This window comes from Bacteroides clarus, from assembly GCF_015555825.1.
Lineage (GTDB): Bacteria > Bacteroidota > Bacteroidia > Bacteroidales > Bacteroidaceae > Bacteroides > Bacteroides clarus.
The window spans coordinates 1-19,022 of the sequence record NZ_JADNLF010000015.1; the positions used below are offsets into that span (position 1 = coordinate 1).

Below are 19,022 nucleotides of genomic sequence, written 5' to 3' on the forward strand. Positions count from 1 at the left end.
CTTTTCCGAGTCTTGGAAAAGGGCTTTCTGTTGCTTATACCATATATATTCCCCTGTTTGTACAGAAATGAAAGCCGGATGCACAAAACTGAAAGTTAAATCAACATACCGATAACATCAAAATACATGGGGAAAAGTCCTGTATGGAGAAAAGGCATAATTTAGCAACCGGAAAATCAGTGATTACAAACATAATACTATAAGATTCTAAATATGGAAAACATTCGAAAGATTCTCCTGTTGACATCGTGCCTCTTCATAACCTTAGGCACGTATGCGCAAAGTATCAACGTCACCGGAAAAGTCATAGATGAAGAAGGATTGGAAGTAATCGGCGCCAACATCTCAGTCAAAGGAAGCGCGGGTGTCGGTACCATTACCGATTTAAACGGACAATATACGCTGAAAGTAAACAATCCGTCCAAAGATATCCTTGTCTTTTCGTTCATCGGAATGAGAACCCAGGAAGTACATGTAAAGGGGAAAAAACGGATTGACGTAACGCTGCAATCGGACAGTAAATTGCTCGACGAAGTAGTTGTCATCGGTTACGGTACATCCAAGCGCAGCGACCTTACCGGTTCCGTCGTATCGGTAAAAAGCGAGGATTTGATGCAAACTCCCACTTCCGACGTGGCGCAAGCTCTGGCAGGACGTGTGGCGGGTGTACAAATCTCACAAAGTGAAGGCGGTCCTGGTTCCTCTATTTCCATTAATGTACGCGGTGGCATCTCCATGACTCAAAGCAACGAACCGCTCTACGTCATTGACGGTTATCCCAGCGAAGACGGTATGTCCGGCCTCGACCCTGGAGAAATTGAAAGCATCGACATCCTGAAAGACGCTTCTTCCACCGCTATCTACGGTGCGCGCGGCGCCAACGGTGTAGTAGTAATCACGACCAAGAAAGGGCCCAAAGACACAAGCAAGATGAACGTCAGCTTCGACAGTTATATAGGTGTCAGTAAAATAGCCAGAAAGTTGGATGTACTGTCTCCCAAAGAGTTTGCACTGCTCGACTATGAACGCAACTATGTTTTGGACGGCAGCAAAGGGGTGACCGGTTTCCAAAACCGTTACGGTTCTTTCCAAGACATCGACGAAAACTATGCCAACCGCGAAGGTATCGACTGGCAGGAAGAAGCGTTAGGACGTATCACCACTTCTCAAAACTATCGCGTTAATATATCCGGAGGTACTAAAGAACTGAAATACGGCATGAGTTACAACTACTTCAAAGAGTTGGGAGCCATGGTATACAGCGGTAATTACCGTCATAACATATCTTTCAATATCTCTCACAAGGCCTCGTCACGCTTTCAGGCAAACGCCCGTTTCAATTACAACCAAGGCAAAACCTACGGTATGGGTACTTCGGGACAAAGTACGCGTTTCAATAAGATGGAACATATCCTCCAATACCGTCCCATGAGCGGTATTAAAGGTACCGATACGGACTTGCTCTCCGGTGAAGACCCCATGTTCGAGGATGAACAGGACAACCCGATGCAGAACCCCATCATCTCAGCACAGGAAGAAGCCAGAACGCGCTTTACCCGCAGCCTGCAAGCCAATGGCGGATTCACATTCAACTTTTCAAAGAAACTGAGTTTTCGCAATACCATCGGTACCCGCTACCAGCTGAACCGCAACGACCAGTTCAACGGTGACTTGTCCGCTATCGCCAAACGTTCCAGTATCGGCGGATACATACAATATTCTGAAAGTAACAGCTTCCAAACCTCCAATGTACTTACCTTTAATAATTCCTATAAGAAAAAGCACCGCCTCACTTTGATGCTCGGTCAGGAATGGATAGGCAGCTGGAGCAAATCGCTCCGTGCGGATGCCTACCAGTTTACCAACGACGACTTGGGATTGAACGACATGGGCGCAGGTGTTCCCACTTCCATCTCCTCAAGCTATGTCAACAGCAACCGAATGATTTCTTTCTTTACACGTGCCAACTATAACTTCAAAGATAAGTACCTGTTCACAGCCACCTTGCGTGCCGACGGCTCTTCCAAGTTCAGTTCCGGACACAAATGGGGCGTCTTCCCATCCGTATCAGGAGCCTGGCGTATGGCGGAAGAACCTTTCATCAAGAAGCTGAACATCTTCTCCGACTTGAAACTGCGTATCGGTTACGGTCTTGCCGGAAACAACCGCATCGGCGACTTCATGTCACTGGAAACTCTGGACTCCGTAAAATACCCCAATGGCTCTGACATCATTACAGGTTATGTTCCTTCAGGCATCCCCAGCATCGACCTGCAATGGGAAGCCAATAAGACGCTGAACATCGGTTTGGACATGGGTTTCCTTGCCCAACGCCTCATCGTCACACCGGAGTTCTATCTGAACCGCAGCGACCATTTGCTGCTGAACTCACGCGTTCCATCCTCTTCCGGTTTCACCAATATGATACGTAATGTGGGCGAAACGCAGAATATAGGTTTCGACCTTGCCATAAGCTCTTTCAACATACAGCGGAAAAAGTTTTCATGGAAAACGGATTTCAACATCTCATATAACAAGAACACGATTCGCGCGCTCTCGGGTGAAGACTATTTTTACGAAGAGTACGCTTTCGGTTGGCAACAGAAGACTCACAAGATTGAGGTAGGCAAAGCCATCGGACAATTCTACGGTTACAAAACCATCGGTCTCTATCAAGTGGATGAATTCGACTATGACCCCGATACTCAAAAATATACCCTGAAAGAAGGTATTCCCTATAAAGGAAGCGACCGCAACAGTGTGCGTCCCGGCGATTGGAAGTTCGCCAACCTCGATGACACAGGCGACAGCAAGGGAGTGGTCGACGAGAAAGACAAAACCGTTATCGGCAATGCCACCCCCGACTTTTACGGAGGTATCAACAATACATTCAGATACAAGGATTTCGATTTGAATATCTTCTTCAACTTCAGCTATGGCGGCGAGATTCTGAACGCCACCAAGCTTTCCAATACCCAAAGCGGCAAAAGAAACTACAATGTGTTGGGCATCTGTGATATAGACAGCCGCTGGACATACATCAACAAACAGACAGGCGAACTGATAACCGACCCTGCCCAACTGGCAGCCGTCAATGCCGGACGTACCATAGCCAGCGTATACGATATGGAGCAGGGAGACAAATACATCCACTCCTGGGCAGTGGAAGATGCCTCTTTCCTGCGCTTGAAGAATATCTCCCTGGGGTATGCCTTCCCCAAAAAGCTCATCAGGCAACTTTCCATCCAGCGGTTGCGCCTCTACTTCACAGCCAGCAACCTCTTTGTATGGACTCCTTACAGCGGATTCGATCCCGAAACATCCGTATCAGGTAACGGCCTGACGCGCGGTGTCGACTTCGGTTCCTATCCACGTAGCCGTTCCTTCGTTCTGGGATTCAACCTTACCCTATAAATCTTATAAAAACAAATGCCGATATGAAACGAATTAAATACCTATATTTTTCAAGCATGCTCTTTATGGGAGCCATATCCATATCCGCCTGTACCGATATGCTTACGGAAAAACCGGAAAACACCTACGAAAAGGACGGATATTTCATCAGAGAAGAAAATGCCGAAATGGCAGTAATCGGTACCTATGAAGGGTTGACCGAGGACTACAATCTTTGGGGGTCGGACGATATTTACTACTCCACCCGTGTACAGAACGACAATGCCAAAGATGCCATCTTCAGTTACATCATGACTCCCGCCAATCAGATTGTCAACACCGCCTGGAAGGCCAAGTACAAAACCCTGAACCGTGCCAACTATACGATTGAAGGCATTCAGGGGATGGACGGATACCGGAACAATGAAATATTACAGTCTTATGTAGCGGAAGCCATGTTCATACGTGCCATGGTTTCTTTCGACCTGGTGCGTATGTGGGGAGACGTACCCTACGCAACCGAATACAGCAAGAGCTACGAAGCCACTTACAAACCCCGTACCGACCGTGAGTTAATTTATGACCGGATAATCAGCGACCTGACCTTTGCCAAGCAACATCTGGCGTGGGGTACTGCCTCATCCTCACCGGAACGTGCCACACAAGGGGCAGCAAGAGCATTGCTGATGCGTGTGCTGCTGCAACGTACCGGTTACAGCCTCCAAATGGACGGTACACTGAAACGTCCCGACAACGACAAACGTCAGGAATACTTCAAAGCGATTATAGAAGAATGGAAAGCCTTTCAAGAAGAAGGAAAGTTCCACGGATTCTACGAAGACGACGCTAACAGTTATGAAGCCCTATTCAAGAGTTTTTCCGGTGAAATACTGAATAATAAAGAAAGCCTGTTCGAGATAGCTTTCCAATATCCCAACCGCAAAGGCAGCCTCGGCTCAATCATAGGCGTACAAGTAGCGCAAGCCATCGTTTCCGGCAATGAAAAGAACAATGTCATGGGACGCGCCTCCGTACAATACCGTTGCCTGCCCGAATGGGGCAACTTCTATGAAGCGACAGACCAGCGCCGTGAGGTTATGGTTGCCACACACGTTTGGAACTGGGACAAAGAAAAGCATACACATGTCAAGAAAGATATTTCCGGCTATGCATTTGTAGGCAAATGGAGACGTGAATGGATGCCTTTGGGATACGATGAGCTGAATGCGACCGATGTCAACTTCTGCTACATACGTTATGCCGAAGTAGTATTATCGGCCGCTGAAGCGTACAACGAACTGGGAGAAACAGCCAAAGCTTGGGAACTGATCAACAGGGTACGTGACCGTGCAAAAGCCACGAAATTAAATGCCGGCAATTACAACGAACTGATGAAAGCCCCGCAGGTATTAAACCTCGATTTCATAGACGACTCCAACGAAGCCGGAAAAATACGTACCGTTCTCTATTGGGAACGCGCTTTTGAACTTGCCTGCGAAGGGGTACGCAAATACGACCTTATCCGTTGGGGCATCTTGAAAGAGGCATTGCAGTTGATAGGTAGCCAAACCAGTGTCAATACCGATAGGAATACACCTTTCCCTGCCGGAAACAACTTTCAGAGTGGTAAGCACGAGCTTTTCCCTATTCCGGAAGACGAAATGCAGGTCAACTATACTCTGAACGGTAAGAATAACCCGGGATACTAAAGAAACCGGAAGTTGAAAGTCATAAGTCGAGAAATCATAAATCAAAAACTACAAATCATAACGTCATGAAGAAACAATTCATCCGCCAATGGACACTGCTGCTTCTGTTCGCATTGGCTATAACGCCGGCGGCACTGGCACAGAAAACCGGTTTAGAGCGAGTGCACGAGAATGTACGTGTCACACCCTACCCCCAGCAAGACAATCCGCTTTACCTGAATCCTTCTCCACTGATAGTACCGGTGGAGATGCGCAAGGCGGACTATTTGGAATTTCAACTGTCACAAGAACAGACTTTTCCTAAAGGAAAGACCCTACAATCCAAGCCCCTTGCCTGGTGTATGTTCAATCCGCACCGTGTGTTGGAGAACGGCACCTGGTACTGGCGTTTCCGCTCGGTAGACAAAGCCGGGAAAGCGGGTGAATGGAGCGCTACCTATAACTTCAGTGTCAGCGAAGATATCCCACAATTCGTGACCCCTACCTTCGACGCCTTTATGAAAAACATGCCGAAAGGTTACCCGCGTATATATTGCTTTTTGGAAGGGGGACTGAAGAAAGCGAAAGGGAATATCCAGACAAGCCCGGAGTACAAAGACCTTACAAACAGAGCCCAAAGAGCCTTGAACAATAACTACGAGACCCATCCCACCCCCTATAAAGCGGCCAATTTGATGGGGCAGGACGCCAACCAGCTCTATACCGCCTATCGTGCCACAGGCGAGCAGAGATATGCCGACAAAATGCTGGCATACACACGCGCTTTGCTGGCAAGCACCCCCGACCCGAAACTGATTAATGACTTCTACTGCGGTGATGTACTGTTCCTCCTCACCCACACCTACGATGCCTGCCACGACCGATTGAACCGGGAAGAGCTCCAGAAAATAGAAGACCTCACCTTTCAAATTGCCAAATATCACCACAACGTACAACGTAAAGGAAGGGTAGAAAACCATATTTTCGACAACCACTATTGGCAGCGTGCCTACCGTGAGATGTTGCAGATAGGCCTGATGTTTGCCGACAAGAACGATACGGCCAAAGAAATACTGGAATACTGCTACGAGCTCTGGACTACCCGCGCCCCGGCATCCGGCTTCAACCGCGACGGCGAATGGCACAACGGACAGGGCTACTTCCATTCTAACGTGAAAACCTTGTGGTACGTTCCCTCGCTGATGTCCTACGTCACAGGCACCGACTTCCTGCAACACCCTTTTTACAAAAACCTGGGCAAAGCGCTTGTCTATGCCTGGCCTCCCCGGAGCATGAGCGCCGGCTTCGGTGACGGTAACGAAAGTTTCAACTACGTATCCCGCCAGCGCGCGGCTCTGGCAGACTACATCGCCCGCGAAACCGGAGATCCTTACGCTATCTGGTATTGCAATGAAAACAAGACCGCGACAGCCGATATGGATATGCGTATCTACCGTATAGCCAGTGCAGACAAAATGTACCCTGCCGGCACACCACTTCCCGAAGATGCCCCCAAAGCCCTGTGGATGCAAGATACCGGAGAGATGCTGGCACATAGCAACCTCAAGCGTTATCGGGAGAACACTTTCCTCAGTTTCCGCTCCAGTCCGTTCGGTTCGGGCAGCCATACGCTTTCCGACCAAAACAGCTTCAACCTGCACTTTCGCGGAGTACCCGTATACCGCTCCACCGGCTATTACCTGCACTTCAGCGACCCGCACAACCTGCTGTCCTACCGCCATACCCGCGCCCATAACACTATTTTAGTGGACGGCATCGGACAACCTTTCACAACCCGCGCCTACGGAAAGCTGGTACGCATGTTGTCGGGAGAAAACATCTCTTATGCCTGCGGTGACGCCTCGAACGCATATTGCGGCCTGACGGACTATCCTATGTGGCAAAAGAACTTCAAGAATGCAAAAGTAGAGGAATCCGTAGCCAACGGCTTCGGCGAAACACCGCTAAAAAAGTATCGCCGCCACATCCTGTTGCTGCACCCCAACATCGTGGTCATCTACGACGAGCTGGAAGCCGGCAAACCCGTACGCTGGGACTGGCTGCTTCACAGTCCCGTACAATTCAAGTTCGATGAGAACGGCAAGGACAAGATTCTCACCACCTACTATCCCGAGAAGAAGTTCACCTCTATCGCCCGGATATTCAGCAACTCCGACTGCAAACTGTCGCAGACAGACCGATTCTTCTCGGCTCCCGACCCCAAGAAGATGCGCAAAGGCCGGGAATATCCCAATCAATGGCACATGACCGCCGCCTACGAAAAGAGTGCCGCCAATCGGATTCTTACCGTCATCACCCTGCAACCCGACGGAGCCAAGCCCCTTAACGTAATACACGATAAGAACGGCAATCCCAATGACTTCGTCCTTGCCGGAAAGTGGAAGCTCAGAGCCCAACTGGATCCTTCACAACCTGCCGAACTGCTGATACGTGATCCTAAAACCGGCGTTCTCTTCAGCTTAGGTAATAAAACACTCCAGATTGAAGGTGAGGACTACAAACGCGAACCGGGCACTTCCGTGCTATTCGATGTAATGGACGGTAAATGGACCATTCATGAAATGTCCGATATAGAACCTATGCCAACAGGGAAACTACATCATGACCAACCGTAATGATAATGAAATACCGGAAGCATGGATGAAACGGCCCCCTGCCCGAACACGCTTCGGCATCGCGTTTTATCCCGAAACAGTAAGAAATCATGCTATATATATGTAAGCCCTTCAGTATGCACAATACTGAAAGGCTTCTAAACAGAATTGTAAGCTAATTCGCCGGTTTCGAACGAAGAGTAAACAAAACAGAAACCCTTTTTTCTGCGGAACATATACATTTGTCAACAGGAAAAGTAACGAAAAGCATAGCGACTGAAAAACACAGTTATAAACTATGAACAATACCAGTATATGAAACTGAATACCTATTTATTAAGACGAGTAATCTTGATACTATGCCTCACAATGGTTTCAGCCACTTGGGCACAAGATACAAAGAAGACGGTTATCAACAAGAAAACCGTCATCAACAAGCCGGTTGTCAAAGAACAAAAGGCCGCCTCCAAAACGGCGACGCCAACCTCCAAAAAACAGACATCCGCCAAAGTTAAAGCCGCTCCAAAAAACGACAAAAAACGTAAAGTACAGCCTGTCAAGAAAGTCAACAACAGTCGTTACATCGCACTGAAGACCAACGTTCCTTTCGATGCGCTTGCCGTGCAGAACCTTGCCCTGGAAGTACAACTACACAAACACATCACCATAGATTTCCCGATAATGTGGAGTATCAGCGATATTGAACGTGAGCACGCCATCCGTGGCATAGCTTTACAGCCCGAAGGACGTTGGTGGCTGAAAAAAGCAGGAACGGGACATTTCTTCGGACTGCACACTCACCTGGCATGGTTCAATGCCAAATGGGAAGACAACCGTTACCAGACAGCCAAACGCCCCCTTGCCGGAGCCGGTATCAGCTACGGTTACAAAGCAGACCTCTCTGCCCATTGGGGAGTCGAATTCAATATCGGAGCCGGTTATGCCAATATGAAGTACGATACTTTCTATAATATAGAGAACGGAGCCTGGCTCAACACCCGTATCCGTCATTACTGGGGCATCACTCGCGCAGGCCTCTCATTAGTTTATCGTTTTTAAAAAGGAAGAACCATGAAAAAGAAACTCACTACATATCTACTGTACTTGCTGTTGCCTGCCTTGATGACAGGTTGTTTGTACGAACACCCAGTGATGACCGAAGACGGAGAAATAGGCATAGACCCTACATCCGTGACGCTGAATGCCAAACTAAAACTCAACCTCAAGATGCCTGCCGCCGAAGAAGGCGGCGAGGCCTTGCTCCGTCCCGAAGCCGGAGAATCCCCTCAATACCGCCACCGATTCATCATCGACGCTTACTTGAACCGTATATGCGTGGCGCGTCAGGTGATTTATCAGGACATTGCCAACGGACGTGATGAGTTGACTATCCCCGTCAATATGAAACTCCATGCACGCAATTACGAGATAGCCGTATGGAGCGATTATGTGCAAATGCCTAATGAAGAAAACGATATTACCGGAACGGAAGACTACTTTTACAATCCCACTGACAACTTTCTGCTCACCGTATACGGCAGCGAAAGTTACCGTAGCAACAACGAATACAAAGATGCTTTCTGCGGTATGGCGCAACTGGACCTTGAAGAGTATCGTGACAAGTGGAATACCCAGGTGTCGCTCGACATGGAATTGACACGTCCTGTTATGCGCTACCAACTTGTGGCAAACGATGTACAGAAGTTCCTGAAGCTCTTTAGCGACGGCAAGCTGAAAGGTGACAACTTCATAGTACGCGTCAAATATATATCTTACCTCAAAATGGGCTATAACGTACTGGAGCGTATACCCCGCCACGGGCTGATGTTCCTACAGCAGGAACGTACCATAAAGAACAGTGCCTTGAAAGACCAAACTACCTATCCGCTAACCTTCGACTACGTATTTGCCGATCCCGATGCCCTGACACGCATCCCTGTGACGGTGGAAATCGAAGTCAATAAAAAGATAGTGGCATCCGCCACTTTCAATGTCACCGGATGGGCAGGCAAGAATACTACCGTTACCTACGGTTTCCTCACGGCCGATCCTAATGGCGGTATCGATTTCAATCCCGACTTCGACGGAGAAGACGAGATTGTGGTTCCCGTATATCCCACTAAGTAACCAAACTAACTATATAATGAAATTTATTAACCAACTAATATCACATTGATTATGAAAAAGAATTTCTTATTCACAGCAATGGCATTCGTAATGGGGTTGATAGCAGCTTCATGCAGCCAGGATGAAATTATCTCAAGTAAAGACCAGACAGGAGGTGGTACTGTATCGATAGCGGTAAATATTCCGGTGAACGATCCTGTGACACGTGTAGCACCCACTATCCCCGACGGATATAAACTGCGCTGCATTCTGCAATTAGTGAAATCAAGCGACAACAGCGACATTACAGACGGAAGATATGTACAGGAAGTTGCAGCAGGAAGCGAGAAGGTGACTTTCACTTTCAATGCACCAAGTGATGCTTACAAATGCCTTTTCTGGGCGGACTATGTGAAAGGAACAGTGGCGGATGTTGCCACAGACGCTGATAATATCTATAATACGGCTGACTTGAAAGCTATCAGCTATACAGCCAACGCCGGAAGTGAGATGTTCAAGGGCGATGTAGCTGATGCTTTCTACGCCTGCTCGCTGGAACCTGTCACAGGAAACGGGTCACTCGCATCAATCACGATGAAGCGCCCTTTCACTAAAATCACATTCAAGGACGGTCAATCAGCTTACGATGAGTACACCAAAATCATAATAAAAGATTTACCCGCTCCCACCGGTTTCAACGTAATGACGGGAGAGACTGCCGGACATGCCGGTAAAGACAACTATGCAAGTATATCTTCTTCCGAACTCACTGTTGAGAACGGAAAATGGTTCAGCGTATACCTGTTTGCAGGCTTAAACCAAGGTAGCTTAGGTACAGGCAATGACATCACATTCGAACTGAAGAACGATGACGGCAGCGCAAGTAGTGGAGAACTCAAATTGAACGGTGCAAGTATCACGCTGACCGGAAACACAGTAGTAGAAGCCACTGTAGAGCCACAAAAAAACGGAGATACCTCAATAGACGTAATCTTCCCCGATGGCATGGTAGACCCGAACGCTTTAGCAGTAGGTGATTTTATCAATAAAAACGGTACTTGGAGCAAAACATATTCAGACCAAGCGGTAGCTATCGTGTGGAAATTGGTAACAGACGGTGGCAAATCAGTAAACGATGCAGCAAGTAACTATACCGAGTCTGCTAATGGAACTGACATGACAAGCAAAACGATTGCAGGCTATGCGTTCGCAATTGACTGTCCCAGCCGTGCAAAATTAAAAGGAGACGATGAACTTCCGACATTGAACGGAACGAAAGAGGCCACTGAAATCTTTGGCGATGACGTATATGGAATAACCCAATCCAACAGCTTCTTGGCACAATTTACGGACTATGCTTCCCCTGTATTAACCGCGCTCGAAGCATGGAAAACAGAAAATGTTTTAGCATCCACCGAGAACGTTAGCACATGGTATATACCTACCGCTGCTCAAACAAGGGATATAGTTGGTGTAGTTCTCAATGGAGAAAATGTACAACTTCAAAATAAAGGAGCAGGTGAGTATCCTTTCCCTGCACAGATAGCAGCCATATATACTGCATGGCTGGCAGCCAGAGGCGAAAGTAAATTCCAAAACTCTTCCGGTGCAAGTTATCTTCTCACATCAGGCAGCATTATAAAAGATAATACAAACCAGCTTGCTATTATATCAATACAGGAAGATACTCAAATAACAGTAGGAGAAGAACAACTTATCGGAAACAAAATAGGTTACCGTACCGAGAATATCGGTCAGTACACTATCCGCCCCGTCCTCACTATCTTTGATGGTATCAGCAAGGCACAATAAGAAGTTGCAGCCCACTGACAACAAGATAATTAATCATCCCCGTCTCACCCGCCGTAGCTACGAACGCGTGTGGGACGGGGTTCTATCAGTACCCCCGTACAGAATGAAGTTGTTTCAAAATATAAGAAACCTTTATCTTGTACCCATCAGTTCCGCAGCCTCCTGCAAGCACTTGCAGACGAAAACATTAATCACCTAACAAAACCATATGAAAACACCATTCTCCCCCCTCTGCCGCCATGCCGCTCACCTCTGCCTTGCAGTACTGTTACTCTCGCTCTCCGCCTGTCACGACGATGTACCGTCCGTTTCCTCCGAAGAGCCCGGCACCGAAGGAGAAGAAACAACCGAACTCTCCGATGCCTATCATGACAAAATACGTACCGCCCCTTACCCCAAAATAGATAACGAACTCTATCTGAACCCGCCCCCCCTCATCGTACCTCAAAGTATGAAGACAGGTGAGCGTCTGCTGTTCGAACTTTCACGCAGCAAAGATTTCAACACCACAGAAACCATGCGTTCCGAAGCCGATGAATGGTGCATCTTCAACCCTCACCGCAAGTTGGAAACAGGTATCTGGTACTGGCGTTTCCGCCAAGCGGACACCCACGGTACACCTCAAGGCGAATGGAGCGAACCCTATCACTTTGAAGTACCGGACGAAACACCCGTATTCGTCACTCCCGCCTTCAGCGAATTCCAAAACCGTATGCCGCACAGCTATCCGCGCCTCCACTGCTATTTAGACCCGAAGATAGAAACTGCCCGCCTGAACGTAAAATCACACCGCGAATACAAGATGCTGACAGGTCGTGCACAAGACGCGCTCAATACCGACTACACCACGATGAACCCTAACGAAAATACCGGAACACTGTGCATACACATGCAATCGCTCTACGACGCTTGGCACCTGACACAGGACGACAAATACAGCGACTGCATGTACCGACTGCTCCGGCAGATGCTTGCCTACCCTGTAAGCGACGCACTGCTGTTCGCGTCCAACTTCGCCTCTACCGACATTGCCATCTGCTATGCCCGTATCTACGACCAGCTCTATAACCGGCTGACACCGGACGAACGCGCCGCCATCGAGAAGTTGATGATGCGCGTGCTTCGCTGGTACTACCCCCAACATTGCGGAACACAAGAAAACCATATCTTCGACAACCACTTCTGGCAGCAGAATATGCGCGTAATTTTCCAGTGCGCCTTGCTGCTGTACGACAATACTGTCTATGCCGACGAAGTGCTTCCCATGCTGGAATACTATTACGAACTGTGGACGGCACGTGCCCCAGCCTCGGGCTTCAACCGCGATGGCGTATGGCACAACGGCAGTGGATACTTCAATGCCAACCTCGAAACGCTGCACTACATGCCGATGCTCTTCTCCTACGTCACAGGCACCGACTTCCTGCAACACCCGTGGTACAAGAGCGCAGGCCGCTCGCTTGTCTACACCTGGCCGCCCCACTCCAAAAGCAGCGGTTTTGGCGACGGCAGTGAGCAGGGCGATGAGCCCGCACGGCAGCGCGTCGCCTTTGCCGACTTTCTGGCACGCGAACTGAACGACTCCTATGCCGGATGGTATGCCTCGGAATGCGACGATACCATGCAGGGAGACCGGCTCTTCCGCTTGTACCGTATGTGCTCCACACGCCGCTACGACACCTCTCTGCCTGCCGATGCCGCCAAAATGGTGTGGTACGAAGACACAGGCGAAGTCACTATGCATAGTTGTCTGACGGATACGGAGAAAGACGTGAACCTGTCGTTCCGTTCCAGTACCTTCGGTTCAGGCAGCCACACCACATCAAGCCAAAACGCCTTCAACCTATTGTTCAAAGGAAAAGAGATATATCGCAGTTCGGGCTATTACCTGAACTTCAATGATGCCCACAACCTGATGTCCTACCGCCACTCGCGGGCACACAACACCATTTTAGTGAACGGCATCGGCCAGCCCTATTCCACCCGGGGCTACGGCAACATTATGCGCACACTTGAGGGCGCACACATCACCTACTGCCTGGGCGATGCCTCGAAAGCCTATTGCGGCATCTCGGACGACCCTATGTGGGTGCAAGCCTTTGAACGGGCAGGTATCACGCAAACCCCGGAAAACGGCTTCGGCGAGACACCGCTTACTAAATACCGCCGCCATGTACTTATGCTACATCCCGAAGGTATCGTCCTCATCTACGACGAACTGGAAGCATCGGAACCCGTCACCTACGACTGGTTGTTGCACAGCCCCTCGCAATTGTCTCTCAACAAAGAGTTACTTACAATCAACCATGCCGATTATAAATCCGGCTACACTGTCGTGACCCAACTGTTCTGCAACAACCCCGTCAGCATGTCGCTGACCGACCGGTTTCTCGTCAATCCCGACCCCGCCACCATGAAAGCGGGAGAAACATATCCCAATCAGTGGCACATGACGGCACGTATCGAAAGAGAAGATAAAACCCGTATTCTCGCCGTAATACAAGTGAATGCCGGCAACACGGCTCCGCAAATCATCCGTAAGACAGGCGGCACGCTGACAGTAGGTAAATGGACAATCAATGTCGAACTGGATGCCTCGAGACCTGCCGCTCTCAACATTATCCATTCGGATAATCCCGTACATTTCAGTTACGGTAAAGAAAGCCCGACACTAAACGGTGTACTCTACCCGAGAGAACATAGCATGTCGTCTCTACTTTACGATGAAACAGGCGGTGAATACAAAGTTGTAGAAGTGATTGATCAGCTGCCCGCATCCACCCGTATAGCCCGTTAACAACAAGATTATAATTTCATCGCACACAATTGTAATGCAATAGAAGAATATTATTATCCTTAAAAACAACATTATACTCCCGTTTCGAGTGAATACGTTACTTTTGTTTCGCAAGAGAAACTATAAAAACCAAAACAGCATGAAAGACAAGATTCTTCAGTTATTGATTGTATTATTCATCTTCCCGGCTCTGGCATCCGCCGCACCAAAGGAAGAAAAAGTATTTGCCAATTACTTTGACATCCCGGTAAACAGCCCGGAAGGAACGGAAGTTATCGGCCGTATTCATTTGGAAAGGAACAAGGATGTGCTGACAAACCCCATTCCTGCCGGTTATCACTTTGAGATTCTCAAACAAGAGAACGAAATGTTCAAACTGGAAACCCGATACGACTTATCTAAACGTATAATGGGCGTACTCACCGTGGCCCAAGGGCAGAACACCGGAAGTACCCCTTCCAATCATCGCCTGACCATTGCCCTGAAGGACGGTGACAAACAACTGAAAAAGTTCAATATCAACGTCAAAGTTGTAAAGGAAACCTTATGGAGTTTGTTCAACAAGCGATATACCCCGAAAACACTTGAGAACAAACGTCTATACGGACGTATCAAATACACCGATGAAGAAGTAGCCGCCAAGATTGACGAACTGAAAAACAACGGCTGGAAATTTGCCGGACTGGAGAAATGTTACCAAGGGCGTCCGCAAGACTATGTAGCCAAGCTCGACCCGACCAACGACCATGCGCCGAGCGGAACCATAGAATACGACTGGGCGGAAGTCGCCAACCGGATAGGCGGACTGGGTTATTCCTACGCCACTTCCAAGGTATACGGGCCTAAAGGCGACCCCGAAAAGCGAAATGAGTTAAAAGAGACCTTGTATCAGGCAATATTAACCTATACCAATTCCGTGCCCGTAGAGGGAAACGAAGTCATGGTAAATGGAAAGCCGATCGGCAATTGTACCGGTGACGGTTTCGGCATGCTGCAAGCGCACAACATGGCAGGTATGCAGACACCCACTCACCAATGGACACTGACCGACCCATTGGTAGTGCCCGTACTCCATCTGATGCCCGAACTGCTGAAAGGCATGCACAATCAGGATGAAACCTGTCTGAAAGTGCATAACGCCCTGATACGTTACCTGCAAATCTTCTTTGCCGAGATAGAAAGCCGCCGCGCCATCGACAATCCCGATGGACGCTGGGGCGAATTGCAAGACACCATCTACTCGTCCGGTGCATGGGCAGACGCCAACCTCGGACACCGTTCACGTACATTATTGGCGTTACCCATCATCTGGGCAGACTACAACCGTCCCTTGACTTACGTACAGTATTGGTACAGCGATTTCTACCACGACCAGCCATTTAAAGGATTCAGTTTCTCACCGGGTTGGAGCCCTCACGGCATCGTACCGGACCTCAGCCGCTGGATGACCAAATATAATATTATAGCCCACAAATATATACAGTCCGGGTTCCAGCCCGACGGAACCATCTCCCACCATATAGGCAATGCGACCGATGCCGCCATGGTAGCCTATGGCTTCGAATGGTTGACGGACTGTAACAGCGGATACGGCTATTTCAAGAACACGAAATTCAAAATAGCCGATAAATACTACCAGTTCCAACTGGACCGCCTGCTGAACGTATATCCGAAACTATTCTACAAGCAGCGAATGGACTTCCTTGTTGCCGGACGTTCCTTCCTGGATGACCTGCGCGCATTTACCACCAAAACCTATACCAAGGCGGTGAAATCTATGCTCAATGCGCAGAACAAAGGCTCCAAACTGGCCGGAGTAGAACAGTTGAACACAATCTGCCGGCAACTGAAGGACAATACATTTGAATATTCGGGTACGGATGCCTATTGGGTAAACGAATATCTGGTACACCGCCGCGGTGAAAACGAAATGCCATTTTACGCTTCGCTGAAGCTGAAATCGGAACGTACCGTAGGCGCCGAGGATTTCAGTAAGAAAGTCCGCCGCTCTTGGCACATGGGATATGGCATCTTGCAAGTTAAAGTAAAAGGAGATGAATATTCCGACAAGGTTATCTGCAACTTCGACTGGCACGCCCTGCCCGGACTGACGGAAGAATGGCGTACCGATCCGATGCCGCTGGGACACGCGCAGGCATCGCTGCCGGGACTGAACAAGATTTCGGGTGTACTGGCAGACGGCAAAGCCGGCATGGGTATCTATCACCATCTGCCGAAAGAAACATACAGTTCGGCCACCGCGTTCAAGAGTTACCATTTCATCGAGGACAAAATCATCGCTTTGGGAAGCGATATCGCCCGCCTGCGTCCGGGACAAGGAAATGAGATTACAACTTTCATCGACCAAACCGCATTGAACAGTCCGTTGACTTGGTGTGCGGGTGAAGAAATACAAACCATAGAGCCCGGACAGTCAGTAAACCTCACACAGGAAATAAAAGATGTATGCTGGCTGCATCAAGGCAGCAAAGGGTATGTTATCTTACCGGTAAAACAACTGTCATTACAAATAAAGAGCGGTAAGGAAATAAATATCACCGACCGCACGATAGCCGATAAGAAACCGAATTTCATTATCGCCGTAAGCCATGGAGTGCAGCCCGGACAAAACGGGGATAACGCCTACCGTTACATACAGCTTCCCAACGTCAGTGCGGAAGAAATGCCGGAACGCGTGGAAGCCTTGTTGAAAGACCTGGAATTCACCATGCAAGACGGTGCCGCACATGCGGTATATTCCGATACGGACAAAACCTGGCAGTATGCTTTCTTCAAGCCGGGAAGCATTTCCGTAGGCAAAACCACGGTAACTTCCAATGATGTGGCACAGATTATGCTGCGTGATAATGGAGCGGAATGGGTATTGTCCGTAAACAACCCGATGCCGGACGGGCAGAAACAAACTCTGACTTTCAGCACATCCGCCAAATTGCCCGCCGGAACCTATACCTATCAAACCAAAGGCGTATACCCGCTCGAAGGCGAAACCGTTACGGTAACATCAGAAGGCAAAGGCAGCAAGGTTACGGTAGAATTGCCGGACAGCCGCGATGCAGCAAAATACAACTATCAATCGGACTTGTACGCAGCTACGCCGATAATAGTGAACATCCCCAAAAAGTAACATGAAGAAGTACTTAAAATAACGCACAATGAATAAACTATCCATAGTATGTTTGGCTGCTGCAGGATTATCATCCTGCACCGGCTCCAAAACAACGCAATCCGAGAGCGGAAACGCAGATAACAAATCCGCCCGCCAACCCAATATCGTAATCCTGCTGACCGACGACCAGGGATACGGCGACATGAAATGTTATGGCAGTCCGCACCTGCAAACTCCCAACCTGGACCGATTGGCTGCCGAAGGAACCCGTTTCACCAATTTCTACGCCGGAGCAGCCGCTTCCACCCCTTCCCGTGCCGCCTTGCTCACCGGACGTTACGCCGAGCGTGTAGGAGTACCGGGCGTAGTAGACGATACCTCGGAAAACGGCATCAAACGCAGTGAAATCACTCTGGCGGAATATTTGAAACAGAACGACTACGCCACAGGAATCGTAGGCAAATGGCATTTAGGATATCAGCCTGAATATCTGCCGCTGCGCCACGGCTTCACCGAATTCTTCGGTCTTCCCTATTCCAATGATATGTGGCCTTACCACCCGGCACCCGACCATGCCTATCCGGCGCTGCCGCTCTACGACAACGACCGTGTGATAGAATACAACGCTCCCGTCAACCAAATGACCACAAGACTGACCGAGCGTGCCATCCGGTTCATCAACGACCACAAAGCGGAACCGTTCTTCCTTTATCTGCCCTATACCCAGCCTCACGTGCCATTGGGCGTATCGGACAAGTTCAAAGGAAAATCCGGTGAAGGCCTTTATGCCGACGTAATCATGGAAATAGACTGGAGCGTAGGCGAAATCATGAAAACCCTGAAAGCCAACGGGCTGGACGAAAATACCATTGTCATGTTTACTTCCGACAACGGCCCGTGGCTGAGTTACGGTAATCACGGCGGCAGCAACGGCGGACTGCGTGAAGGCAAAGGAACTACCTTCGACGGCGGACAGCGCGTACCTTTCATAGTCCGTATGCCGGGCGTAATCCCCGCAGGCAAGGTGAGCGACCAGTTCCTCTCCGCCCTCGACATCACGCCGACATTGGTAAACCTCACCCAATCGCAGATGCCCCGCATGAATAAATTCGACGGACAAGACGCTTGGGGTATCCTTACCGGAAAGGAAACAGGACACCGGCCTTTCTACTTTGTATACAACGGCGTAGTGGAAGCTCTGCGCGACGGAAAATGGAAATGCGTAGTTCCGCATAGCTACCGCATCGTAAAAACTCCCGGCAAGGACGGACTGCCCGGCGAACAGATTGCCAAAGGCGGAAACATCGGCCTTGCCCTCTTCGACATGGAAGCCGACCCCAAGGAAAGTAACGATATGGCAGCACAACATCCTGAAATCGCAGAGCAGATGTACGCCCGAATCAAAGAGTTCCAAAAAGAGATAGACGAAGAAATGAAACATCTTATAATTGAATAAAATACACTCGTATAAACAAAAACGAATC

The 19,022-nt window shown here is 49.0% G+C and carries 9 protein-coding genes; all 9 read left to right on the forward strand.

The genetic code is table 11. From position 1 onward, the window contains the following. Positions 1 to 213: 213 nt before the first annotated feature. The 9 genes from I2F54_RS14535 (at position 214) to I2F54_RS14575 (ending at position 18,994) form a co-directional block, all read left to right on the forward strand. On the forward strand, positions 214 to 3,414 hold the full coding sequence (locus I2F54_RS14535; protein ID WP_195501623.1) for a SusC/RagA family TonB-linked outer membrane protein: 3,201 nt from the start codon (positions 214 to 216) through the stop codon (positions 3,412 to 3,414). A gap of 23 nt (positions 3,415 to 3,437) precedes the next feature. Next, entirely contained in the window at positions 3,438 to 5,102 is a 1,665-nt protein-coding gene (locus tag I2F54_RS14540) for a RagB/SusD family nutrient uptake outer membrane protein (protein ID WP_187366653.1), read from the forward strand. Positions 5,103 to 5,167: 65 nt separating this feature from the next. Then, positions 5,168 to 7,717 carry a DUF4962 domain-containing protein gene (locus I2F54_RS14545; RefSeq protein ID WP_195501626.1) on the forward strand — a complete coding sequence of 850 codons (2,550 nt, stop codon included), beginning with the start codon at positions 5,168 to 5,170 and terminating at the stop codon, positions 7,715 to 7,717. A gap of 294 nt (positions 7,718 to 8,011) precedes the next feature. Continuing rightward, positions 8,012 to 8,755 (forward strand): DUF3575 domain-containing protein, encoded by a 744-nt coding sequence (locus tag I2F54_RS14550; RefSeq protein WP_195501627.1) that lies wholly within the window; start codon positions 8,012 to 8,014, stop codon positions 8,753 to 8,755. Positions 8,756 to 8,767: 12 nt separating this feature from the next. Beyond that, the gene (locus tag I2F54_RS14555) at positions 8,768 to 9,823 is read left to right on the forward strand and encodes a DUF6562 domain-containing protein (protein WP_009123145.1); all 1,056 of its coding nucleotides are present in this window, start codon (positions 8,768 to 8,770) and stop codon (positions 9,821 to 9,823) included. Between the two features lie 51 nt (positions 9,824 to 9,874). Continuing rightward, positions 9,875 to 11,614 carry a DUF6562 domain-containing protein gene (locus I2F54_RS14560; RefSeq protein WP_195501629.1) on the forward strand — a complete coding sequence of 580 codons (1,740 nt, stop codon included), beginning with the start codon at positions 9,875 to 9,877 and terminating at the stop codon, positions 11,612 to 11,614. Positions 11,615 to 11,822: 208 nt separating this feature from the next. After that, entirely contained in the window at positions 11,823 to 14,411 is a 2,589-nt protein-coding gene (locus I2F54_RS14565) for a DUF4962 domain-containing protein (RefSeq protein ID WP_195501631.1), read from the forward strand. A gap of 139 nt (positions 14,412 to 14,550) precedes the next feature. After that, entirely contained in the window at positions 14,551 to 17,556 is a 3,006-nt protein-coding gene (locus tag I2F54_RS14570) for a polysaccharide lyase family 8 super-sandwich domain-containing protein (RefSeq protein WP_195501633.1), read from the forward strand. A 28-nt stretch (positions 17,557 to 17,584) separates the two neighbouring features. After that, positions 17,585 to 18,994: a sulfatase family protein gene (locus I2F54_RS14575; RefSeq protein ID WP_022219549.1), complete on the forward strand. Its 1,410-nt coding sequence runs from the start codon at positions 17,585 to 17,587 to the stop codon at positions 18,992 to 18,994. Positions 18,995 to 19,022 lie beyond the last annotated feature (28 nt).

Bases quoted from the DNA above. Each gene is read 5' to 3' on its own strand.
- I2F54_RS14535 (WP_195501623.1), top strand. From the start codon at position 214: ATGGAAAACATTCGAAAGATTCTCCTGTTGACATCGTGCCTCTTCATA.
- I2F54_RS14540 (WP_187366653.1), top strand. From the start codon at position 3,438: ATGAAACGAATTAAATACCTATATTTTTCAAGCATGCTCTTTATGGGA.
- I2F54_RS14545 (WP_195501626.1), top strand. From the start codon at position 5,168: ATGAAGAAACAATTCATCCGCCAATGGACACTGCTGCTTCTGTTCGCA.
- I2F54_RS14550 (WP_195501627.1), top strand. From the start codon at position 8,012: ATGAAACTGAATACCTATTTATTAAGACGAGTAATCTTGATACTATGC.
- I2F54_RS14555 (WP_009123145.1), top strand. From the start codon at position 8,768: ATGAAAAAGAAACTCACTACATATCTACTGTACTTGCTGTTGCCTGCC.
- I2F54_RS14560 (WP_195501629.1), top strand. From the start codon at position 9,875: ATGAAAAAGAATTTCTTATTCACAGCAATGGCATTCGTAATGGGGTTG.
- I2F54_RS14565 (WP_195501631.1), top strand. From the start codon at position 11,823: ATGAAAACACCATTCTCCCCCCTCTGCCGCCATGCCGCTCACCTCTGC.
- I2F54_RS14570 (WP_195501633.1), top strand. From the start codon at position 14,551: ATGAAAGACAAGATTCTTCAGTTATTGATTGTATTATTCATCTTCCCG.
- I2F54_RS14575 (WP_022219549.1), top strand. From the start codon at position 17,585: ATGAATAAACTATCCATAGTATGTTTGGCTGCTGCAGGATTATCATCC.